Consider the following 20,521-nt stretch of genomic DNA (forward strand, 5'->3'; position numbering starts at 1 on the left):
TTAATTATTTCAATGTATTGAGATAAGATGGCGCAGAATATGCGCAAGACGGGAGGACAGGGGAGGAGATTGTGCGGCTTTATAACAGGCCTTGATTTATTGATATTTTTTTCACGATCCAGGCATGTCCGGCTAAGGGTGATGGTTCAAGATCAAACCATATGGTTGAGATTTGAACCATCACCGCATTTGCGCGCTGGGCTGGCAACAGATTGGCGGGATCGGGCCTGTGCGCCCGAGGTATGGTTTAATTTTGAACCACGATGTCGTATTCCCGCATTTTACGCAGAAGCGTGGCGTGTGAAATGCCGAGACTGCGGGCCGCTCCCCTGATGCTTGGCGCATTGTGCAGGGCGCTTTCAAGGCATTGTTTTTCAAAATGTCGCAACTGCTCACGCATGGGTGCGCTGCGGGAGGGGGCAGGCTGCCCTTCCTGCCGGGCGAAGCTTTCCCATATCAGTGCGCTGTTTCCGGGTGAAAGGTTCGCAATGGTCAGGCGTTCCATAAAATTGGCGAGCTCCCGCACATTGCCGGGCCAGGAATAACCGAGAAGCATCTCTTCTTCCTGAGGATTTATGTGGCAGTGGCAGGAGTATTTCTTGCCGAAGCAGGAAAGGAAATGCCGTGCCAGCGGCAGGATATCTTCGGGCCGCTCCCGCAGGGCAGGCACGGAAAGGGGAATGACATTGAGGCGGTAGTAGAGATCCTCGCGGAAAGTATTTTCGCGCACCATCTTGAGCAGGTCGCGGTTGGTCATGGCTATGATGCGCACATCAATCCGGACAGGCTTGCGCCCGCCTATGCGGTAGATAACGCCCTCCTGAAGGGCGCGCAGCAGTTTGACCTGAAGGGCCATATCCATTTCGCCCACTTCGTCGAACATGAGCGTGCCCTCATGGGCTACTTCCAGCATACCCACACGGCTCGAGTTGGCGCCCGTAAAGCTGCCTTTTTCGTAGCCGAACAGCTCCGCTTCCTGAAGGTGCTGCGGGATGGTGCCGCAGTTGATCTGCACGAGAGGGCCGTGGCGGCGCTTGCTGTGGTTATGGATGTTCATGGCCACAACTTCTTTGCCCGCGCCGGTTTCTCCGGTGATGAGCACGGTGGAGTCCACCCCGCCCAGGCGAGCCGCTTCGTCCAGCAGACGCAGCATGGCGGGGTTGTGGGCAATGATTTTCGTGCCCTTGAGGCTGGCCTCCTGAAATGCCGCCAGCTTGCGGCGGCTGTTTTCGGCCTCTTCCTGCAAGCGCGTGATTTCGGTCATATCCTGGGCGGAAAGAACGCAGCGGAAAAGCCGCTGGTCCGCGTCAAATATGGGGGTGATGGTAAAGACCACCTGTTTGCCGCTGCAGTCTTCCAAAAGAGTGCTGCCCGCCCTGCGTGAGGACATGGTTTTTTTGAGCAGGTCGGCCACCGCCGTCATGGCGGGAGAATCCGGCTCCCGCAGGTTGTCGCAGTCCGGCAGCAGGGAACGTATTTTATCGTTGGTGTACAGGGGGACGCCTTCCTGGTCAAAGATGATGATCCCGTCCGTGGCGCAGTTGATGACCGCGTCCAGTTCCCTGTTGTGGCAGTCGGCATTGCAGAAGGCATTGTAGATTTTATGGATAAGATCTTTCTTGGTCAGCACGCCCACCAGTTTGTCCTCGTGGTCGAGAACAAGCATCCTGTCTATGGGCAGGCTGCATGCGGAGCCAAATGTTGCGTCATTGCGGATGCTTACAAGGTCCACATCCATTACTTCACCAATGGGCGTCTCAAAGGATTTGCCCTGCCGTATGGCCTGCACAAGACGAAATATGGTCAGAATGCCGCGCACCTTTTTATCCGTATCCAGAATGGGCACGCAGTTGACCCCGTGCCGCTCGTAGACTGGCAGGGCGTCTTTGAGCCTGTGTTCGGGGGTCAGGGTTTCCGGATTGTCATGCATGACCTGTTCAACAAGCATACTTTCTTCGGGCAGTGCGGGCATGTATTTTCTCTGGCTGTGGTGACTGGGAGCGTTCAGGCGCGCCGGTGGGGCGGCCTTGCCGGTTTTGGCAAAACAGGATGGGTTGTGCGCGTGCTTTTTTTCGCGTGTATCGGCGGGCTTGCGGGGCGCATGCGCGGCATCCCGAGGGGCGGCCCCTGACCGGCGGCGATTCGCTGCGAAAACGGCAGCCGCAGGCAGTGTAACGTGCCGTTTCAGTCCGCTGGTATAGTTCCTGTCATATTTGGAAGGTTATTTCAATTTTTAATGCGCTCTATAGTTCTCAGTAGTTGCAGGGCTGTTTTGCGTATGTATTACAAAAAAAATTTATGCGTAAAGGTGTTTGCAGAAAACAGAAATATAATTTTTAATAAAAATTTATATTAAATTATGCAGTAATTATAAATATTATGCATTGAGTGATCGTGTACATATGCAGCTTTTGTTCTTTGCAAGAATATTAGGTTGGCAAATCTCTCTTTAAACGATTTGATGCATTTTTGCAACGCCAGATTGCCGCTTTACACATTGGCTGTATGATATTAGTTTTTCGAAATCGACAAGATTTCCCATTCACAAGGGATATTTTTACAGGCAACCATTGATTGGCAATGGTTTTGCTTGTTATTTTTTTTACAACAGGGGACGTGATGTAGCCATGAGTGCAAAGAGCAAAATTGTTTTAAGTGTTTTCGCTTTTTTTTCATTGGTTATTCTGGCCATGACGGTCAACTCGTACAGGAGTTTCAGTTCGTCATCCAACGCCGCCAAGATTGAGCAGTTGGACACCATTTCAAGGTCAGTGGGCAAGGCCGTTGCCGAGAAGATGGATGTGTATTTCAATATGCTGGAATTATCGGCAAAAATGCTGGCTCAGCCGGTGGGCGTCACTGATCTCGATATGTACGAATACCGCAGGAATGTGCTTGTCCAGTTGCTGCATCAGACAAGGCTTGTTGAAGCCTACTATTGCCTTGAAAGCGGCGAGGCGCACAATAACAGGGGCATGATTACCAATTTCAACGCAAAAAATCTTGGGCGCGAGTGATACAGACGCCTCTTTGACGGTGAAAAGCGCGTCGTCACCACACCCTACACCTCATCTCTCGGGGCCACAGTCATGGCGGTTGGCGTGCCCATGATGGACAAAGGAAAAGTGGCAGGCACCCTGTGCATCAATCTGGGCCTTACGGATATCACCAATTTCGTCAATGGAGTGCTGGATTTTCAGAACGTCTTTCTGACCCGTGCCGATGGCTACATCATGGGCAACAGCAATGAGAAACGCATCGGCAAAAGCCTGTGGGAAGAGATTTCAGGTTTGGATAAATATCGCAACCAGAATTCGAATGGCAGGATATCCTTTACACACAATAACAAGCCGTATGAGGGCAGCCTCTACACCATCCCGGGACTGGACTGGAAGGTGTGGACGTACGAGGAAGATGCCGTCATCCGCCAGGATTCGGATCAGAACCTGCTGTACAGCTCCATTGCCGCCGTGGTGGCCCTGATTGTTTCAGCCTTGATGGTAATGTTTCTTGTGACCCGCCTGATCTTCAAGCCCCTTAATACCTGTGTGGGCTTTGCCGCATCCGTGTCCGAAGGCCGGTTGGACGAAGCGCTGAACGTCAGGAGCAGGGATGAGGTTGGCGTGCTGGCCGACGCCTTGCGCACCATGGTGCGCAGGCTCAAGGAAATGATAACCACCACGGCGGAAAAGGAAAAGCTTGCCGTTCAGGAGGCCGAGCGCGCCCACAGGGCCATGGCCGAGGCCGAAGAGGCGCGCAAGGAGGGCGAATTGGCCACGCAGCGCGGCATTCTTCAGGCGGCTTCGCAGATTGAGGGGGTTGTGGAGCGCATAGCCTCAAGCACGGAGGAACTGGCCGCCCAGTCGGAACAGATATCCAAGGCGGCGTCGGCGCAGCAGCAGCGCATGGCTGAAACGGCCACCAGCATGGAGCAGATGAGCGTGTCAGTGGTGGAAGTCGCCCGCAATTCGGGTGAAGCCGCCACCCATGCCGTAAATACGCAAAAAGAGGCCGGGCGCGGGGCCGATCTGGTGCGTCAGGTGATCACAGCGATCAATGATGTGCAGTCGCAGAGCCGTGCCATGAAGGATGACCTCACTGTGCTGGGACGGCAGGCCAACAGCATCGGGGCCATCATGGATGTCATCAACGACATCGCTGACCAGACCAACCTGCTTGCGCTTAACGCCGCCATTGAGGCCGCCCGCGCGGGCGAGGCCGGGCGCGGATTTGCCGTGGTGGCTGACGAAGTGCGCAAGCTGGCCGAAAAAACCATCGGCGCCACAAAGGAAGTGGGAGAAAACATTTCCGCCATTCAGCTTGCCGCGCAGAAAAGCATCCATTCGATGGATACCGCAGCGGAGGCAGTGGAAAAAACCACGTCGCTTTCGCATGACTCCGGGGCGGTGCTCGAGAATATTCTGTCTTATGCCAAAGACAACGCGGATCAGGCGCAGTCCATTGCCACGGCTGCCGAAGAACAGTCTGCGGCTTCTGAGCAGATCAGCCAGGCCATTGAGGAAGTGACAAGAGTTACCGAAGAAACTTCCAGGGGACAGGCGGAGTCCGCTCTCGCGGTACAGCAGCTTGCCGCCATGTCCGGCGATTTGCGGGCCATTGTGGAACAGCTCAAGCGGTCCTAGAGCAGATTAACTTTGAAATGCTTCACATTTCAAAGTTTTCATTCAGCCGAAAATGCGATTTGCGGCTGAATCCACGCCACGTTGTGGCGCGCTGCACTTTCGTGCAACGTTAGAGCATTTACACTTTTTCAAAGTTAAAATGCTCTAAAACACAATAAAGGTTTTAGGGGGGCGTGGGGGAAGGACCCTTTTGCAAAAGTGTCCTTCCCCCACAAAGCATTCCAAAGTGAATCTGATCTATATGCCTTTTTCAGCCATGAGGCAGGCCAGATCGCAAACGCGGCAGGAGTAGCCCCATTCGTTGTCGTACCAGGCCACCACCTTGACCATCTTGCCGTCCTGCACCGTGGTGTAGGAAGCCTCAAGGATGGAGGAGGCGGGGTTGCCCTTGAAGTCCATCGAAACCAGGGGCTTGTCGTTGTACTCAAGAATGCCCTTGAGGTAGGTCTCCGAGGCGTGCTTGAGCTTGCCCAGCAGGGTTTCGGTGTCGGTTTCCTTTTCAAGAATGCCGCTGAAGTCCACCACAGACACGGTGGGCGTGGGCACGCGCAGCGAGTAGCCGCTGAACTTGCCCTTGAGCGCGGGGATGACCTTGGCCACGGCCTGCGCCGCGCCGGTGGACGTGGGAATGATATTGCACGCGGCGGCGCGGGCGCGGCGGGGGTCCTTGTGGGCCATGTCCAGAATGCGCTGGTCGTTGGTGTAGGAGTGGATGGTGGTCATGTTGCCGATCTGGATGCCGAATTCGTTCTGCAGCACCAGGGCCACGGGGGCAAGGCAGTTGGTCGTGCACGAGGCGTTGGATACGATGTGGTGTTTGGCCGGATCGTAATCCTGATGGTTGACGCCCATGACGATGGTGATGTCTTCTTCCTTGGCCGGAGCGGTGATGATGACCTTTTTGGCCCCGTTTTCAATGTGGACGGAGCACTGCGAAGCCTTGCGGAATATGCCTGTGCTTTCCACCACGATGTCCACGCCGTATTCGCCCCAGGCAAGCTGCTTGGGGTCGCGTTCGGCGAAGCAGTGCACCTTCCAGTCGCCCACGGTCACTTCGGCGCCGTCGATCTTGGCGTCCAGATAGGCGCGCCCGTAAACAGAGTCGTATTCCAGCAGGTGAAAGTTGGTTTCAGCGTCAAAAAGGTCGTTGATGGCCACCACTTCCACGCGGTCGCGGTAGCTCTTGTGCAGGGCGCGAAAAACCTGCCTGCCGATGCGGCCAAAGCCGTTGATGCCTATTCTGATTTTGCTCATATGCGAAATCCTCACAAACTAGAGGGGAGTGTCTTCAGGCGACGTGCGCTCTTCATGCGCGAAACGCCGTTTGCCCGCACGATTCTGAACTGGGGCCGGCCCTTCCGGCAGTGCGCCGGGCTGTCGCCATGCGCGCTGCCGTCTTTGTCGGGGCAGAAAGCCCGCCTGTCGCAACCGGAAGAGGTATGGTCTGTCCGGCGTGCTTTGACCTTTGAGGATGCCTGTCCTCAAGGGCAGTCCGCGCTATAGCATTTTCGCATTGAGAATATCCATTCTCAATGCTTACAAGACGCCCGCTTCGGCGCGTAACAGCGCAAATAAATTGCGCTTGCGCCTCCACGGCGGGCGTCTGCTCACGCAGCCGCCAGAGCAATTTCAAAGTGAAATTGCTCTAGTCTTCGTAGACCGAGTACGCGTGCTTGGTCATCAGTTCGTAATTGTTGCGCAACGCTTCATGCAGACGCGCGTTTTCAATGGCCAGGGCCGAAATGGCGGCCACAGCCTCCATAAAGGTCTGTTCGTCGGCCGTGAATTCACGTTCCTGGGCGGAATATACGCGGATAAGGCCAATGGCCTTGCCGTCCACCATAAGCGGCGCGGACAGAACGGAAACAAGGCCTTCCGCCCTGGCCGAATCGGGGTACTGGAAGCGGCCGTCAGCGGCGGCGTCCTTGAGGTGGATGGTCTTGCCCGCAAGCACCTCGCCGTCCATGCCGCTGCGCTTCACTTCAACCGACCCCTTGCGCAGGTAGGTGGCGGAAAGGCCGTAGGCAGCGCTGGGCAGCAAAAAGCGGCCCGTGCTGTCCAGCAGGCGGATGGTGCTGGCTTTGCAGCCCATGGTGACAGCCGTCTGTTCGGTTATTTTGTGCAGGACATCCTTGGGCTCAAGGCTGGAGTTGATGACCAGCGCAACATCTCTGAGAGCGCGAAAATAGTCTTGTGCCATGTGTGCCTCCTTGAAGAAAGCGTTGCAAAGTCGTCTGCCTGTACTGTGGCCAGCGGCCACTGGAGCAAGTGCACTTTGAAGTTGCTCTGGCGGGCGCGAGAGCAGGCGTCCGCCATGGGGGTCGCAATGTAGTTACGCGGGTAAACGCCATTTTGGCGTTTCTGGCGGCTCTGCGCGTAAACATACGCAAAGCCATGCCGCCAACCGACTGTGCCGGTTGTGCAACGTACCAGAGTATGAGTATGCGCTATTTTCCCTCATGGGGCAAATGGCGGCGGGGGAGGCCCCCCGGAGCGCAGGCGGGGAGGCACAAAAAACTCTGTGCGGCCTCCTGTGCGTCTGTGTGGGCTGAATTTCTTGTGCGGGTGGCGCGCCTATGTGCCTGTGCTTCAGAGTGGGCTGTGCGCCTAGACCAGATTAACTTTGAGAATGGACATTCTCAAAGTTTAAGACACGCATGCTTCGGCGCTTAACAGCGCAAATGAATAGCGGTGCTGTCTTCGCGGCAGCCGTTGCCCGCAGGGCTTACGGATGGCGACAGCGATTGTATGGGGCAAGCCGTGTCGTTACGCGTGCTGTCTTCAAGCGTAGTTTCCTGCGTCACAACGCTTGAAGCATCCGTAAGCCCTGCGGGCAACGGCTGAAGCTGCGCTTACGCCTTCGCTGCGGGCGCCTGCTCACGCAGTCGCCAGAGCAATTTCAAAGTGAAAATGCTCTAAGCAGGCTGTATTTCTTGCTGGCGGCGTTTTTGCGGGAGGTGTTTTGGCGCGCGTTCACGTCAGAACACACGTTGCAGCAGGCGAGAGCAGCGGTAGAGCATGTATACTTTTTCAAAGGTAAACTGCTCTAACACAGTAAGAGTTTTAGGGGGTGGGGGCGTGGAGGGAGGAGACCCTTTTGCAAAAGGGTCCCTCCCCCACAAAGAACTCCAAAATAATATTTCCCTAGGCTTTGACCTTGCCGGAGCTCTGCATGCTCACCTGCCCTTCAATGATGCCGCCTTCTTCGGTCAGCAGCACGGGGGTTTGCACGCGGCCTTCAAGGATTCCCGATCCGTAGACGACCACCCGGCGGCGGGCCGTGATTTCGCCGGAGAACCGGCCGGAGAGCAGAAGTTCGCCCACATCAAGCGTGCCGGTGACCTGAGCGTCCTTGCCCACATTCAGTGTGCCTTCGCTCACGATCTCGCCATTGTATTTGCCTTCAATGCGTACGGTACCCTTGAAATGCAGTTTGCCTTCATAAACTGTATCGGAACCCAGGTAGGCTATTTCGTCCTTGGCCACAGCAGTCTCCCCGTTATATTTGCGATTAACCCTTGAACATGAATCGCCGCATGGACACGTTGAGCACTATGCCCAGCAGCGTGAAATTGACCAGGGTGGCGCTGCCCCCGTAGCTGATGAAGGGCAGCGGAATCCCCACCACGGGCATGATGCCGATGACCATGCCCATGTTGATAAGTATCTGCCAGAAAAAGTAAAAGAATACCCCGACCACCAGCATGCTGCCAAAACGGTCTTTGGCCTGCACGGCTGTGGAAAAAATGGAAAGCAAAAAGAGGCAGAACAGGGTGACCAGGGCAACGCAGCCCACAAAGCCCCATTCCTCGCCAAAAACGGCCACGGCAAAGTCCGAATGGCGCTCGGGCAGAAAGCGCAGCTGGCTTTGCGTGCCCTCCTTGAAGCCCTTGCCCCACAGCTCGCCGGATCCGATGGCGATGCGCGACTGGATGATGTGGTAGCCGGTGCCGCGCGGGTCTGTGGTCGGATCAAGGAAGGTCAGAATGCGCTGGCGCTGGTAGTCGTGCATGCCCACAAACCACATGAAGGCCCCCACGCCGGGCACGGCCAGAAGGCATGTTTTCAGCACATAGCCCTTGAGCCCGTGAAAAAGTATCATGCCCGCCAGGATAAGCAGGAGGAGCATGGTGGTGCCAAGGTCCGGCTGGGTGATGATGAGCGCGCAGGGCAACAGGCAGACGAAGAATACGGAGAAAAAGTCCTTCCAGCCAAGGGGGCGGCTGTCGCGCGCCAGCAGGCGGGCAGCCAGCACCAGCACTGAAAGTTTGGCCAGCTCGGAGGGTTGAAGGCTCATGAAGCCCAGGGAAATCCAGCGTTTGGCCCCGTACACGGTCTTGCCCACAATGGGCACCAGCAGCAGAAGAAATATGGTCAGCAAAAAGAAGGGCCAGGCCAGGTTGCGCAACTGCCGGTAGTCAAACATCATGGCCAGCAGCATGCAGACCAGGCCGCACAAGCCCCAGATGACCTGGCGCTGGTAAAAGCTGTTGAAGGCCAGGCCCGATTCGACCCGCGTGCCGCTGGCAGAATACAGATTGCCCACGCCCACAAGGTAGAGCAGCAGCATGCAGGCCAGCAGGCCCCAGTTGATATAGCTGAGAAGACTTTTATCCATGCGCTTCTACCTGGTCAGAACATGTTCCCCGGACCGTAAAGGGTATGCCGCCGATGTCGGCGTCCTTAGAGCATTTTAACTTTGAAAAAGTGTAAATGCTCTAACGCTGCACGACAGTGCAGCGCGCCACAACGTGGCGTGGATTCAGCCGAAAATCGCATTTTTCGGCTGAATGAAAACTTTGAAATGCTTCTCATTTCAAAGTTGATCTGCTCTAGTCGGCCCGTTCCCCCGGGCTGGCTGGGGCCTGAACCGCAGGCGCAGCCGGGGCGTAGGGGTCGGGACCAAAAAGGTGATCGTAGACTTTCCGTGCCACGGGGCCAGCCACGCTGGAGCCGCCGCCGCCGTGCTCGACCATGACCACCACCACATAGGATTTGCCGTCCTTGATGCCCCATGTGGTTACCCAGGCGTGGTCGCGCTGGGCGTATTCCATTTCGTGGGTGCGCAGACGGCGGTCATTGGCGGCCATCTTGAGTTTGACCACCTGGGCCGTGCCCGTTTTGCCGCCCATGTCGGCGTCCTTGCGGCCCACCACTCTGGCAGTGCCGTTGGCGGCCGTTTTGCGCATGGCTTCCACCACAAAGTTGAGGGTGGAGGGTTTGGCGGGTATGCGGCCCTTGCTTTCGCGCGGCGCGTCATCCAGCAACTGGGGCTTGAGCAGGTCTCCGCCATTGAGCAGGGCGGACACAAAAACGGCCATCTGCACGGGAGTGACCAGGGTATAGCCCTGGCCGATGGAGACGTTGTAGGTCTCGCCGCGCACCCAGGGACGGCCGAAGCGGCGGCGCTTCCATTCCTTGGAGGGCACAAGCCCGGATTTTTCGTGCGGCAGGTCAATGCCGGTGGGGCGGCCAAAGCCGCTGGCCTTGGCAAATTCCTCCAGCTTGTCAATGCCCATGCGCTCGCCCATCTGGTAAAAATAGACGTCGCAGGAGTTGATCAGGGCGTTCTGCATGTCCTGTGAACCGTGGCCGCCCCGCTTCCAGCAGCGGAATATCTGGTTGCCAAGCGTTACCTGCCCTGCGCAGTTCACGCTTTCACGCGGGCTGACGCCACGCTCAAGCAGCATGGCGGCCACGACCAGCTTCCACACCGAACCAGGGGGGTAGACGCTCTGAATGACCCGGTTTTGCAGGGGAAAACGGCTGTTGGTGCGCAGGGCGTCCCAGTCGCGCTGCGAAATGCCCGCCGCAAAAAGATTGTTGTCATAGGCGGGCGAGGTGACGAGCGCGCGCAGCTTGCCCGTGTCCGGCTCCATAACCACCACGCAGCCAGCCTCGCCGCCAAGGGCGTTCCAGGCGGCCTCCTGAAGGTCCCTGTCCAGCGAGAGGCGTATTTCCTTGCCGCCACGGGGTTCTTCACGCAAAAACTTGCCAAGCACGCGGGAGTGGGCGTCCACTTCAACGTCGTAGAGGCCCTTGCGGCCGCGCAGCTGTTTTTCCAGTTCCAGTTCCAGACCCTGCTTGCCCACGAGGTCGCCCATGGCAAGGGCGCTGTCTGCGGCCATTTCCTGCTCGTTGGCTTCAGCCACGTAGCCGAGCACATGCGCGAAGAGGTCTTTTTCAGGGTAGCTGCGTTTGGTGCGCACCACGATTTCAAGGCCGGGCCACGCATAGATTTCCGACTCAATGCGCGCGACCAGGTCAAAATCGATATCTGTAATCATCAGGAGAGGTTCAAATGATTTGACCTTGAACCTGTCCTGACGGAACTTGTCCCATATCTGCGGCAGGGGAATGCCCGACCACGCGCTGATCTGGGCCAGGGTCGCCGGGATGTCGGGGCAGTCTTCGCGTACCAGTGAAAGGCCGTAGGCCGTGCGGTTGTCGGCCAGCACCTTGCCCTGATCATCCATGATGCGGCCGCGCGGGGCGAAGATGCGCTCGATGCGCAGGCGGTTGTTCTGCGCCTGCTGCGCAAACTCTGCTCCACGGTGCATCTGCAAATACCAGAACCGCACCACAAAAACAAAAAACAGCAGGCCAACCAGGACCTGAAGCAGGATGACCCCGCCGCGCGGGGGCTGGTAGCCCTCGCTTTCAACCTGAATTTTCAGCCAGGAGCGTATGCCCTTGCGGGCGTGCTTTTCTTTTACGCCGAGCAGGCTCTTCTTAGCTTTCCGAAACATGGCCCTTCCCACGGCGGGTTGCCACCAGTATTTTCCAGGCAAAGGGTATGAAGATTGCCTGGATCAGGCTTTTGTCCAGTATGTCGTGCGTATTGAAAGGCAGGTCCTGCAATGGCGCCATAAGCCATGCCACCGCATAATACGCCGCGCCCATACAGGCCGAAAGCAGAAAAATGAACAGAAAATTTTCGGCCTCAAACAGCCAGCGGCCCATGCGAAACAGCACGATTACGGCCGCGTACCAGACGATGACGCCGCCAAAGAACCTGGTTCCCATGCCTTCCTGCAAAAGAATGAAGGCTGGCAGCAGCCAGAGCATGTTTTTGTAGTCCCGTTCCTGAAGCAGAATAATAAGGCCCACCGTCATGACGTCCAGCCCCGGAACCGCAGCCTGTATGCCCACAGCCACGGCCAGAAAGCAGAGCCACCAGAGGATGTCGCGCAGGGTGCTCATGGGCCGGGGCGACCGGGCGCGGGAGGCCCGTGAATTTCTTTGGGCGGCGCGCCCAGATCCGGAGGCGGCGCTATGCCTGTGGGCTCCAGCAGCAGCACTTCTTCCAGATGGTGCAGGTCCACCAGCGGTTCGGCCTTGATGGCCATGAACTGGGTGTAGTCAGAGGGGGCAACGCTGAGCACCTTGGCCACGGGTATGCCCTTGGGATACTTGCCGTCCAGCCCGGAGGTGATGAGTATTTCCCCTTCGCGCACCCTGGCCGCGCGCTGCACGAAATTCACTTCCATCGGCTGTCCGGTACCGTGCCCGGTAAGGATGCCGGGGGCGCGACTTTCCTGAGAAAATACGGCAATGCGGCTGCCCGGATCAGTGAGCAGCAGGGCAATGGCGCTGTGAGCGCTGGCCTTGAGCACGCGGCCCACAAGGCCCTGGTGGGTGACGATGGGGGTGCCGGGTCGGCCGCCCGTGCTGTAGCCACGGCTGATGGTGATGCTGTCAAGCACGGCGTTGGGGCCCATGCGCCCGGCCAGCACCCGCGCGCCGAGGGGACGCCAGCTCTGGTCCACCGGCAGCTGGATGAGGGAGCGCAAACGCTTGAGTTCCGCCATGTCTTCGCCGTTGGCCAGCAGCTTGGCCTCAAGCTCGTTGACGCGCTGCTTGAGAACCTCGTTTTCTTCGCGAACGGCCACAAGGTCAAAGTAGCGGTCCCACATGTCCTGCCCGGTATCCTGGAGGGTGCGCAGGGGCTTGAGCACGGCCCCGGCCAGTTCAAGGCCGACTTCCGCGGCAAGGTCGTCCAGCGCGCGCGTGCGTTGATTCCAGGAATACATGGCCAGAAAAAGGATGAGCATGATGCCCGCAAGAATGAGAATACGCCGCAGGGTCACAGGCAGGGGCTCCCGTTGAGCAGACCGTTCAAACGCGAGCGGCGCCACGCTGGAATGTGTTTTTCCAGCACGGCGCCGTCAGCAATCCGGCATTGAAGCTGGGTGCGCGCGTATGCCGCACAGATCAGTCGATGCACACTTCTTTAAGAATATGCAGGTTGTCCATAGCCCGGCCCGTGCCCACAACCACGGTGGACAGGGGGTCGTCCACAACCGTGATGGGCAGGGAGGTTTCTTCGCGCAAAAGCTGGTCCAGGCCCTTGAGCAGCGCGCCGCCGCCCGTAAGCACGATGCCCCGGTCCACAATGTCGGCCGCCAGTTCGGGCGGCGTCTGTTCCAGGGCGATGCGCACGGCCTGCACTATGCTGTCCACCTGTTCGGAGATGGCCTTGCGCACTTCCTCCGAGGTGATGATGATATTCTGGGGAATGCCCGTCACAAGGTCGCGGCCCTTGACCTCGATCTGCTGTTCCGGGTCAAGCGGATAGGCCGAGGCGATCTTGATCTTGATTTCTTCAGCCGAGGATTCGCCGATGAGCATGTTATACTTGCGCTTGACGTGCGTCATGATGGCTTCGTCCATCTTGTCGCCGCCAACGCGCACCGAGCGCGAATACACGATGCCCGAAAGGGAGATGACCGCCACTTCCGTGGTGCCGCCGCCGATGTCCACCACCATGTTGGAGGTAGGCTCCTGAATGGGCAGGTCCGCGCCAATGGCCGCGGCCATGGGCTCCTCGATGAGGTATACTTCACGCGCGCCGGCGGACTGGGCCGATTCTTTCACCGCGCGCTTTTCAACCTGGGTGATGCCCGTGGGCACGCAGATCATGATGCGCGGGCGCACCAGACGGCGCGAGTTGTGTACCTTGGCGATGAAGTGGCGCAGCATGGCTTCGGTCACTTCAAAGTCGGCAATGACGCCGTCCTTCATGGGGCGGATGGCCCAGATGTTGCCGGGCGTTCTGCCGAGCATGCGCTTGGCGTCCTGGCCGACGGCCAGAACCACATTGTTGCCCCGCGCATCCTTCTTGACGGCCACCACCGACGGCTCACGCAGCACGATACCGTGTCCCTTGACGTAGACGCAGGTATTGGCCGTGCCAAGGTCGATGGCCAGGTCATTGGAAAACATGCCTAATGCGAAATCCAGAATTTTGGACATTACTCTAACTTGCCTCACTGTGCTGGTATGCGTATCTTCGCCCCAAGGGAAATTGTCCGTCAAGTTCAAAGACAACGCCCCGCGCCCGGTGTGCGGATAAGGCGGGGGGCGGTAAAAATCGGTAACGTCAGGCTGAAAACTGTTCTGCTAAATCGGGCGTGAAGTCAAGATGGCTGGCGCGAGGTTCAAAATCTTTGTCCCCCTGCTGCCCGGATTTTTCCGCCGTCAAGGCTTGTAAACATGCTGCGCTGGCATACTCTGGCCGTGTATTTTCGCCGCAAGTACGGCACACGGGTGCAAAAAATTCCACTTGACGCAGGAGCCTCCTGCCCCAATCGCGATGGTTCCCTCTCGCGTCGCGGCTGCACGTTCTGCAATGCTTCCGGCTCCGGTTCCGGCCTTGGCGGGCGCGGCTTTTCCCTGGACAGCCAGTGGCTGGCCTGGTTTGAAAAGTACCGTGCAACCGATGCAGACAGGGCCTTTATGGCCTATCTTCAGTCCTACTCCAATACCTACGGTTCGCCAGAACGCTTGCAACTTCTGCTCCAACAGGTGGCGGGCCTGCCCGGCTGCCTTGGGGTGGCCGTGGGCACGCGGCCAGACTGTCTTGACCACCGCAAACTGGACATGCTGGCCGCCTGCGGCACAAAGGCCTGCGCCACCAGGGGCGATGCAGGGCACTATACGCGAAATACCGGCGGAGACAATGGGCAGAAAAGCGGCCTCGCCGAGGTGTGGCTGGAGTTGGGGCTGCAAAGCATGCATGACGCCACGCTCAGGCGCATAAACCGTGGGCACGACGCCGCCTGCTCCGAGTGGGCCGTGCGCGCCGCGGCCGCTCGTGGTCTTGCGGTGTGCGGGCATCTCATGGCCGGGCTGCCAGGCGAGGATGAAAAAGCCTTTCTGCAAAGTCTTGACTGGGCGCTCGCGCTGCCGCTCAGCGGGTTGAAAATACACAATGTCTACGTGCCGCGAGGCACGGCTCTGGCCCGTCAGTACGAGGAGGGCGGTTACAAGCCCCTGGCCCGCGACGAATATGTGGACCTGCTCTGCACGGCCCTGCCGCGCATCCCCTCCATCGTGGTCATGCACCGGGTACAAAGCGACCCGGCCCCCGGCGAACTGCTGGCCCCGGCCTGGGCGGCGGAAAAGCGCGGCGTCATCACAGACCTCCGACGGGCCATGACAGCGCGTGATCTCTGGCAGGGCAAGGCGGCGGATGTGCCCGAAGCCCGGCCAGAGTGGTACGGCGGTTAAGGAAACGCTGACTTATGCCGCTTGGCGGCGTTGCTTCACTTTTTTTGAAACAGTCGAGGACGGGAGAGTCCACTCCTGCTTCAAAAAAAGATCGCGCCTTGCCAAACGAAGCAACTGCGCGTTTCCAGGAGGCTCTTTAATCAGTGCGCCCTTAACCGCGCAGATAAACGGCACTTACGCATCCGTAGCGAACGCGTGCTCACGCAGTCGCCAGAGCAACTTCATTTTGAAATTGCTCTACATGAAAATGCAGTAAGGATTTTAGGGGGTGGGGGCGTGGGGGAGGAGACCCTCTTGCAAAAGGGTCCCTCCCCCGCAAAGCCTTTCAAGGTTCGGCCCTGGCTTTGTCAAGGAATGCAAATGGCGGCCCCTCCCCCCACAAGACATTTCAGCGACGTGCCCTAATCCAGATTCAGAATGACTGAAAAAGATTTGAACAGCACGGTGGCTTTTTGTCCCGCCTTGAGCGCGGCGGAAGATTCAAGGCAACAGCTTTGTATGGCGCACACAAGGCTGCCTTCGGGCAGGGCCACCACAACCTCGGCCACCATCTGGTCCTCGCGCACCTTTTCAACCACGCCAAGAAAGCAGTTTTCCGCCGGAGGCGAGGAGTTTTTGGGCAGTTCGCCCGGCGACACGAGAACCCACGGGGCCTTGACGCTGGCGTTGACCAGCTTGCCCTCGGTCAGGGCCAGGGTGCGGCAGCTTTCGTCTGTAATAAGCGAGACGATGCGCAGGCCGCCAGCGGTGCGCAGCACCACTTCCACCAGGATGCCGGTCTGCCGCAGTGAGGTAATGCGCCCCTGAAAGACGTTTCTGGCGCTGGTTTTCATCGGGCGCTCCCTTTGCAGTTGTTCGCGCAGAAGGCGGCGGGCCTCCTGCGGGTCGCAGCGCACAATGCTGCTCTGTCCCGGAGCGGCGCGGCGTCCCAGAAAGATGTCCACCACAGGCAGGGGCAGGCCCTGGCGTCCCAGTTCAAGCGCGCGGCTATGGCGCAGGGCGCGGGCGCTTAAAAGCCCCTTGGGCAGCCCGCAGGCGGCCCCGCACTGTTGGAGGCAGCGCCGCACGTAGCTGGCGTCACAGCGCATGAGGTCCTGGCTTTCAGGAAAGAGCGCGGGGTCTTCCAGCACGCGGCGCAGACGGCGGCTTACGGTCAGCGGCAGGGGCACCTCACGCCCGGGGGTTCCGTTGCCATCCGGCACGCGGATGATGCCTTCCTGAAGATCCAGATGGGGAGGCCTGAGGTTGAAAATCTCTACAAGGCGTAAGGCTGCATAGCGCAAAAGCATAAAAATGAGCCACATGCGCAGGCGAGGGCGCTTTTCGCGCGGGCCACGGGCCGCGCTGGCCTTTTCCCACAGCCATGATTCCACGGCCAGCAGTTCACGCGGGCTGATGCGCCCGGTGTCCTGCAACAGCGCGGTGGAGTCCCGGCGCATGAGACGCTGGCGCAGCCATGCCCGGTCCGCAGAAGATAGGGTGCGCAACAGCGCGGCCATTTCCTCACGGTTCTTATTTTTTTCCATGCCGGATCCTGCCGTTTTTTGGATCTTGTACATGTAAAACTATCATGTTGTACAGTCTTCACGCTTTTCGTAAAAAACGGGATCGTCTTGCCCCTTTGGCCTGCTCCTGTATGAGATAACCAAAACTAGCGCGCTGCGGCGCCCAGGAGAAGCACATGAAAAAACCGTTCTTTTTGCGCATTTTTCTTGCTCTGGCTTGTACAGGATTGCTGGTCCTTCCCGCGCAGGCAGCTGAAATGACCGTTTCGGGCGCGGCCAGCCTGACCAACGCCTTCACCGAACTGAAAGGCCTCTTTGAAAAGCGGCACGCCGATCTCAAGGTCAATGTGAACTTTGCCGCGTCCAACCCTCTGCTCAAGCAGATTCAGGAAGGCGCGCCCGTGGACGTCTTCGCTTCCGCCGACCAGGCCACCATGGACAAGGCCGTGACCGCCAAGGTCGTGAACCCCGCCACGCGCGTGAATTTTGCCGAAAACGATCTGGTTCTTATCGTGCCTGCGGGCAGCAAGAAGCCTGCCAAGCTTGATGACCTCAAGAATCTGAAGAAGATCGCCATCGGCAATCCCGACTCTGTGCCCGTGGGCCGCTACACCAGGGATGCCCTTGGCAACGCCAAACTGTGGGAAGCCGTGCAGCCGGCCCTTATTCAGGGCAACAGCGTGCGTCAGGTGCTGGACTATGTGGCCCGAGGCGAGGTGGATGCGGGTTTTGTCTATGCCACCGACGCCAAGCAGATGGCTGACAAGGTGGACGTGGTGATGATTGTGGGCGGTCACGAACCTGTGACCTATCCCATTGCTGTAGCTCTCACGGGCTCCAACCCCAAGATGGGGCAGGCATTCATCGATTTCGTGCTCTCGCCCGAAGGGCAGGCGGTTCTGGCCAAGTACGGCTTTTCCAAGCCGTAGGGCAGAGTGCCTTTGTGCTGTGGCAAGGGGCGTGACGCCCGGTATGGCGCGGCACAGCGCGGCCAGACAGCGTGGCACAGCACGGGTAAACAGCGCTTGCGCCTTCACTTACGCGCCTGCGCACGCAACGGCCAGAGCGGTTTCAACTCGAAACGGCGCTGGGACGAAAGCATGTCGGGGCCTGACCTCCGGCTGGCAGTGGCATTGGTCTGTCTGAATTTAGAGCATTTTAACTTTGAAAAAGTGTAAATGCTCTAACGCTGCACGAAAGTGCAGCGCGCCACAACGTGGCCTGGATTCAGCCGAAAGTCGTACTTTTCGACTGAATGAAAACTTTTAAATGCGAAGCATTTCAAAGTTAATCTGCTCTAGTCAGCGAATACAGTGTGGCAAGTAAAACGCCTCACGAGGTATCAACCGCGTCGCGCCGGGCGTCAACAGCGCCCGGCGCGGTTTTGCTCCTGCCGGTTCGGTCAGTCGCTGTACGGGGCAGCGGGAGCGTCTGAGAATTCCCGGTGCCTGAAATTTGCATTGCCAGTTTTTTCAGGCATGCGGCCAAAGGGCCGCAACCGATGCCAGCCTGTTCGCGCCGTTCGCGTTGTTTGCGTTGTTTGCACGGGCCAGACCGGCAGCACGCTCCTGCCCGCATAGGGCAAGCCGGCGCGCGGCAGTGCGGGCGGGGAAAGGTTGAAGGCAAGAGAGCATGCGGCCAAGGGCCGCCTGCGACAGCAATGTGCGGAGGGGACGCGTTTTAATGGACTTTGACGGCATTTCCATCTGGAGCCCGCTGGAGCTTTCGCTCAGGGTGGCTGGCATGGCCACGCTGGTGTCCTTTGTGGCGGCCACGCTCATGGCCTGGGCGCTGGCCCGTAAAAAAGGTCCCATGCCCGCGCTGCTGGACGCCCTGTGCACCTTGCCTCTGGTTTTGCCGCCCACAGTGCTCGGTTACTATCTCATTCTGCTGGTGGGCCGACGGGGGGTGTTTGGCCATTGGCTGGCAGAACTTGGCATCAATCTCATATTTTCGTGGAAGGGGGCGGTAGTGGCGGCCACGGTGGTGGTGTTTCCGCTTATCTATAAATCCGCCAGAGCGGCCCTGGAGCAGGTGGACGCGCATCTGGAAGACGCCGCCCGCACTCTCGGCGCGTCGGAGTGGCGCGTGTTCATCAGCGTGTCCCTGCCGCTGGCCTGGAAGGGCATTTTTGCCGGGCTCATGCTGGCGTTCGCGCGCGGGATGGGCGAATTCGGCGCTACGCTCATGATTGCGGGCAACATCCCCGGCAAGACCCAGACGCTGGCCCTGGCCATCTATGACGCCTTTCAGGCTGGCAACGACGCGCAGGCCACCTGGCTTGTCTTCGTCACTTCCCTTGCCTGCGTGGGGCTGCTTATGGCAGCGGAATTGCTGTTGAAATTGAAAAGGCGGCGGCGATGATTTCCCTGCGTTTGTACAAGAGCTTCAAAAACGCGGCAGTGCCCTTCAGCCTGGACGTGGACTATGAAATAGGCGGAGACCACAAGAGTGTGGTGCTCTTCGGGCCTTCCGGTTCGGGCAAAAGCCTGACCATGCAGTGCCTCGCCGGGCTGGTGCGCCCGGATTCCGGCCATATTCTTCTTGGCGGACGCACGCTGTACGATGGGAACCGCAATGTCTTTGTGCCCGCCCAGCGCCGCAAAATCGGCTACATGTTTCAGGATTATGCCCTGTTTCCGCATCTGACCCTGCTGCAGAATGTCGCCTACAGCGGCACCGGCCTCTGGCCGTGGCGCGTGTGCGCGGCCCAGCAGCGGCGTGCCCAGGACATGCTCGAAAGGTTCGGCATCGGGCATCTGGCCCGCAGCCTGCCCTCACAGCTTTCCGGCGGCCAGCGGCAGCGCGCGGCTCTGGCCCGCGCGCTCAATGCCGAGCCGGAACTTCTGCTGCTGGATGAACCGTTTTCAGCGCTTGATCCTTTGCTGCGTGAGCGTCTGCGCGAAGAACTGCTGGAGTTGATGGCGGACCTCACCATACCCGCGGTGATTATCACGCACGATCCCGGTGATGTGGATGCTTTTGCGGGCAGCCTGATTCTTTATGAGCACGGTCATGCCCGGATGGTGCCCGACTATGCCGCCCTGCGGCGCGGCTTTGACAGCCCCGGCCACTGCCTGCGGTTTCTGCAGGAGCAGGGGCCGGATGTTGGGCAGGATGCACGCCTGGGGCAGTCTCACTGATCTGACCCCCTGGGCAGAATGGCGCGCTCTTGCAGCGCGACAGCGCACAGCCAACGCGACTCCGGCTGTGCGCTGTTTTTTTGTGTGACCGGGTAACCGCTCAGATAAACTGCGCTTACGCCTCCGTAGCGAACGTCTGCTCACGCAGCCGTCAGAGTAATTTCAAAGTGAAATTGCTCTATAGTACAATTTTGTGTGAAAAATTAGTGAGTAACGTGTTTACGGCGCAATACGCATGAAAAAACGCGTAAAACAGCGCCATGTGCATGGCCCGGGGTATTGCTTTTTTACAGCGGAACTTGATACAATTTTGTATCATCGTAGTACCATAATGTTGTTTGACAGTTCACCCATTGCGGCTATGCTGTTTTTCCGCAAAAAGGCTTATTTCCCGGATGGATGAGGCGTTTTTGCACGTCTGTTCCTGTTTTTCCTGAAGGCGCGTCGCGCAGGCGTCATTCATGACAGGCCCTGAACCGGAAACCGTGTGTGAGGCATGAAGGAAGTCCGTGTTGCAGGAATGCGCAGCCAGAGGCCCGCATGGCCTTAGAGGCCCTGCGGTCACACGCTGGCGGGGCTGGTTCGCGCCAGAGAAGAAGAATTTTCATCCGCAGGGCAGGTCATTCTGGAACAGACTCTGAAAAATACCGCCCTGGCCGCCTTGGAAGTGTTGGGCTTTCAGTCATTGTGCGAATGATGTTGAAAGCTGCAATTATTA

The 20,521-nt window shown here is 58.5% G+C and carries 17 protein-coding genes; 6 read left to right on the forward strand and 11 right to left on the reverse strand.

The window, feature by feature from the left end; translation table 11 throughout:
- Positions 1–247: 247 nt before the first annotated feature.
- Positions 248–1,972 (reverse strand): sigma 54-interacting transcriptional regulator, encoded by a 1,725-nt coding sequence (locus ACZ5DH_RS13080; protein ID WP_464254691.1) that lies wholly within the window; start codon positions 1,970–1,972, stop codon positions 248–250.
- 655 nt (positions 1,973–2,627) lie between these two features.
- On the opposite strand from ACZ5DH_RS13080, the gene ACZ5DH_RS13085 reads away from it, so the two are divergent.
- Entirely contained in the window at positions 2,628–3,017 is a 390-nt protein-coding gene (locus ACZ5DH_RS13085; RefSeq protein ID WP_464254692.1) for a hypothetical protein, read from the forward strand.
- 90 nt (positions 3,018–3,107) lie between these two features.
- Positions 3,108–4,643, forward strand: a complete 1,536-nt coding sequence (locus ACZ5DH_RS13090) for a methyl-accepting chemotaxis protein (protein WP_464254693.1) — start codon at positions 3,108–3,110, stop codon at positions 4,641–4,643.
- 237 nt (positions 4,644–4,880) lie between these two features.
- Here the strand turns inward: ACZ5DH_RS13090 and gap are convergent, their stop codons facing one another.
- The 9 genes from gap to ACZ5DH_RS13135 form a co-directional block, all read right to left on the reverse strand.
- Positions 4,881–5,897, reverse strand: a complete 1,017-nt coding sequence (gene gap, locus ACZ5DH_RS13095) for a type I glyceraldehyde-3-phosphate dehydrogenase (RefSeq protein WP_464254694.1) — start codon at positions 5,895–5,897, stop codon at positions 4,881–4,883.
- Positions 5,898–6,288: 391 nt separating this feature from the next.
- Complete coding sequence (locus ACZ5DH_RS13100) at positions 6,289–6,843, reverse strand: GAF domain-containing protein (protein ID WP_464254695.1); 555 nt, start codon at positions 6,841–6,843, stop codon at positions 6,289–6,291.
- 469 nt (positions 6,844–7,312) lie between these two features.
- Positions 7,313–7,447, reverse strand: coding sequence for a hypothetical protein (locus ACZ5DH_RS13105; RefSeq protein WP_464254696.1), 135 nt, complete (start codon positions 7,445–7,447; stop codon positions 7,313–7,315).
- A 340-nt stretch (positions 7,448–7,787) separates the two neighbouring features.
- Positions 7,788–8,129, reverse strand: a complete 342-nt coding sequence (locus tag ACZ5DH_RS13110) for a bactofilin family protein (RefSeq protein WP_179980278.1) — start codon at positions 8,127–8,129, stop codon at positions 7,788–7,790.
- Between the two features lie 25 nt (positions 8,130–8,154).
- Positions 8,155–9,261: a rod shape-determining protein RodA gene (rodA, locus tag ACZ5DH_RS13115; RefSeq protein ID WP_464254697.1), complete on the reverse strand. Its 1,107-nt coding sequence runs from the start codon at positions 9,259–9,261 to the stop codon at positions 8,155–8,157.
- Between the two features lie 214 nt (positions 9,262–9,475).
- Positions 9,476–11,392, reverse strand: coding sequence for a penicillin-binding protein 2 (gene mrdA, locus ACZ5DH_RS13120; protein ID WP_464254698.1), 1,917 nt, complete (start codon positions 11,390–11,392; stop codon positions 9,476–9,478).
- The gene (locus tag ACZ5DH_RS13125; protein ID WP_464254699.1) at positions 11,376–11,846 is read right to left on the reverse strand and encodes a hypothetical protein; all 471 of its coding nucleotides are present in this window, start codon (positions 11,844–11,846) and stop codon (positions 11,376–11,378) included. Before ACZ5DH_RS13125 ends, mrdA begins: the two co-directional genes overlap by 17 nt.
- Complete coding sequence (gene mreC / locus ACZ5DH_RS13130) at positions 11,843–12,733, reverse strand: rod shape-determining protein MreC (RefSeq protein ID WP_464254700.1); 891 nt, start codon at positions 12,731–12,733, stop codon at positions 11,843–11,845. The genes ACZ5DH_RS13125 and mreC overlap by 4 nt, the downstream gene beginning before the upstream one ends.
- A 124-nt stretch (positions 12,734–12,857) precedes the next feature.
- Complete coding sequence (locus ACZ5DH_RS13135) at positions 12,858–13,898, reverse strand: rod shape-determining protein (protein ID WP_179980274.1); 1,041 nt, start codon at positions 13,896–13,898, stop codon at positions 12,858–12,860.
- A gap of 240 nt (positions 13,899–14,138) precedes the next feature.
- Between ACZ5DH_RS13135 and ACZ5DH_RS13140 the strand changes: the two genes are divergently transcribed.
- Positions 14,139–15,155, forward strand: coding sequence for a TIGR01212 family radical SAM protein (locus ACZ5DH_RS13140; RefSeq protein ID WP_464254701.1), 1,017 nt, complete (start codon positions 14,139–14,141; stop codon positions 15,153–15,155).
- A gap of 401 nt (positions 15,156–15,556) precedes the next feature.
- On the opposite strand, the gene ACZ5DH_RS13145 is transcribed toward ACZ5DH_RS13140, so the two are convergent.
- On the reverse strand, positions 15,557–16,681 hold the full coding sequence (locus ACZ5DH_RS13145; protein ID WP_464254702.1) for a TOBE domain-containing protein: 1,125 nt from the start codon (positions 16,679–16,681) through the stop codon (positions 15,557–15,559).
- Between the two features lie 155 nt (positions 16,682–16,836).
- Between ACZ5DH_RS13145 and modA the strand changes: the two genes are divergently transcribed.
- From modA to ACZ5DH_RS13160, 3 genes are all read left to right on the forward strand, one after another.
- Complete coding sequence (gene modA / locus ACZ5DH_RS13150; protein ID WP_464254703.1) at positions 16,837–17,589, forward strand: molybdate ABC transporter substrate-binding protein; 753 nt, start codon at positions 16,837–16,839, stop codon at positions 17,587–17,589.
- Between the two features lie 754 nt (positions 17,590–18,343).
- On the forward strand, positions 18,344–19,024 hold the full coding sequence (modB, locus tag ACZ5DH_RS13155; protein WP_464254704.1) for a molybdate ABC transporter permease subunit: 681 nt from the start codon (positions 18,344–18,346) through the stop codon (positions 19,022–19,024).
- Entirely contained in the window at positions 19,021–19,803 is a 783-nt protein-coding gene (locus tag ACZ5DH_RS13160) for an ATP-binding cassette domain-containing protein (RefSeq protein WP_464254705.1), read from the forward strand. Before modB ends, ACZ5DH_RS13160 begins: the two co-directional genes overlap by 4 nt.
- Positions 19,804–20,521 lie beyond the last annotated feature (718 nt).

Source organism: Desulfovibrio simplex (assembly GCF_055387835.1).

Excerpts from the sequence above, each read along its gene's own strand:
- ACZ5DH_RS13080 (WP_464254691.1), bottom strand. The coding sequence starts at position 1,972 with ATGCCCGCACTGCCCGAAGAAAGTATGCTTGTTGAACAGGTCATGCAT.
- ACZ5DH_RS13085 (WP_464254692.1), top strand. The coding sequence starts at position 2,628 with ATGAGTGCAAAGAGCAAAATTGTTTTAAGTGTTTTCGCTTTTTTTTCA.
- ACZ5DH_RS13090 (WP_464254693.1), top strand. The coding sequence starts at position 3,108 with ATGATGGACAAAGGAAAAGTGGCAGGCACCCTGTGCATCAATCTGGGC.
- gap (WP_464254694.1), bottom strand. The coding sequence starts at position 5,897 with ATGAGCAAAATCAGAATAGGCATCAACGGCTTTGGCCGCATCGGCAGG.
- ACZ5DH_RS13100 (WP_464254695.1), bottom strand. The coding sequence starts at position 6,843 with ATGGCACAAGACTATTTTCGCGCTCTCAGAGATGTTGCGCTGGTCATC.
- rodA (WP_464254697.1), bottom strand. The coding sequence starts at position 9,261 with ATGGATAAAAGTCTTCTCAGCTATATCAACTGGGGCCTGCTGGCCTGC.
- mrdA (WP_464254698.1), bottom strand. The coding sequence starts at position 11,392 with ATGTTTCGGAAAGCTAAGAAGAGCCTGCTCGGCGTAAAAGAAAAGCAC.
- ACZ5DH_RS13125 (WP_464254699.1), bottom strand. The coding sequence starts at position 11,846 with ATGAGCACCCTGCGCGACATCCTCTGGTGGCTCTGCTTTCTGGCCGTG.
- ACZ5DH_RS13135 (WP_179980274.1), bottom strand. The coding sequence starts at position 13,898 with ATGTCCAAAATTCTGGATTTCGCATTAGGCATGTTTTCCAATGACCTG.
- ACZ5DH_RS13140 (WP_464254701.1), top strand. The coding sequence starts at position 14,139 with ATGCTGCGCTGGCATACTCTGGCCGTGTATTTTCGCCGCAAGTACGGC.
- ACZ5DH_RS13145 (WP_464254702.1), bottom strand. The coding sequence starts at position 16,681 with ATGGAAAAAAATAAGAACCGTGAGGAAATGGCCGCGCTGTTGCGCACC.
- modA (WP_464254703.1), top strand. The coding sequence starts at position 16,837 with ATGAAAAAACCGTTCTTTTTGCGCATTTTTCTTGCTCTGGCTTGTACA.
- modB (WP_464254704.1), top strand. The coding sequence starts at position 18,344 with ATGGACTTTGACGGCATTTCCATCTGGAGCCCGCTGGAGCTTTCGCTC.
- ACZ5DH_RS13160 (WP_464254705.1), top strand. The coding sequence starts at position 19,021 with ATGATTTCCCTGCGTTTGTACAAGAGCTTCAAAAACGCGGCAGTGCCC.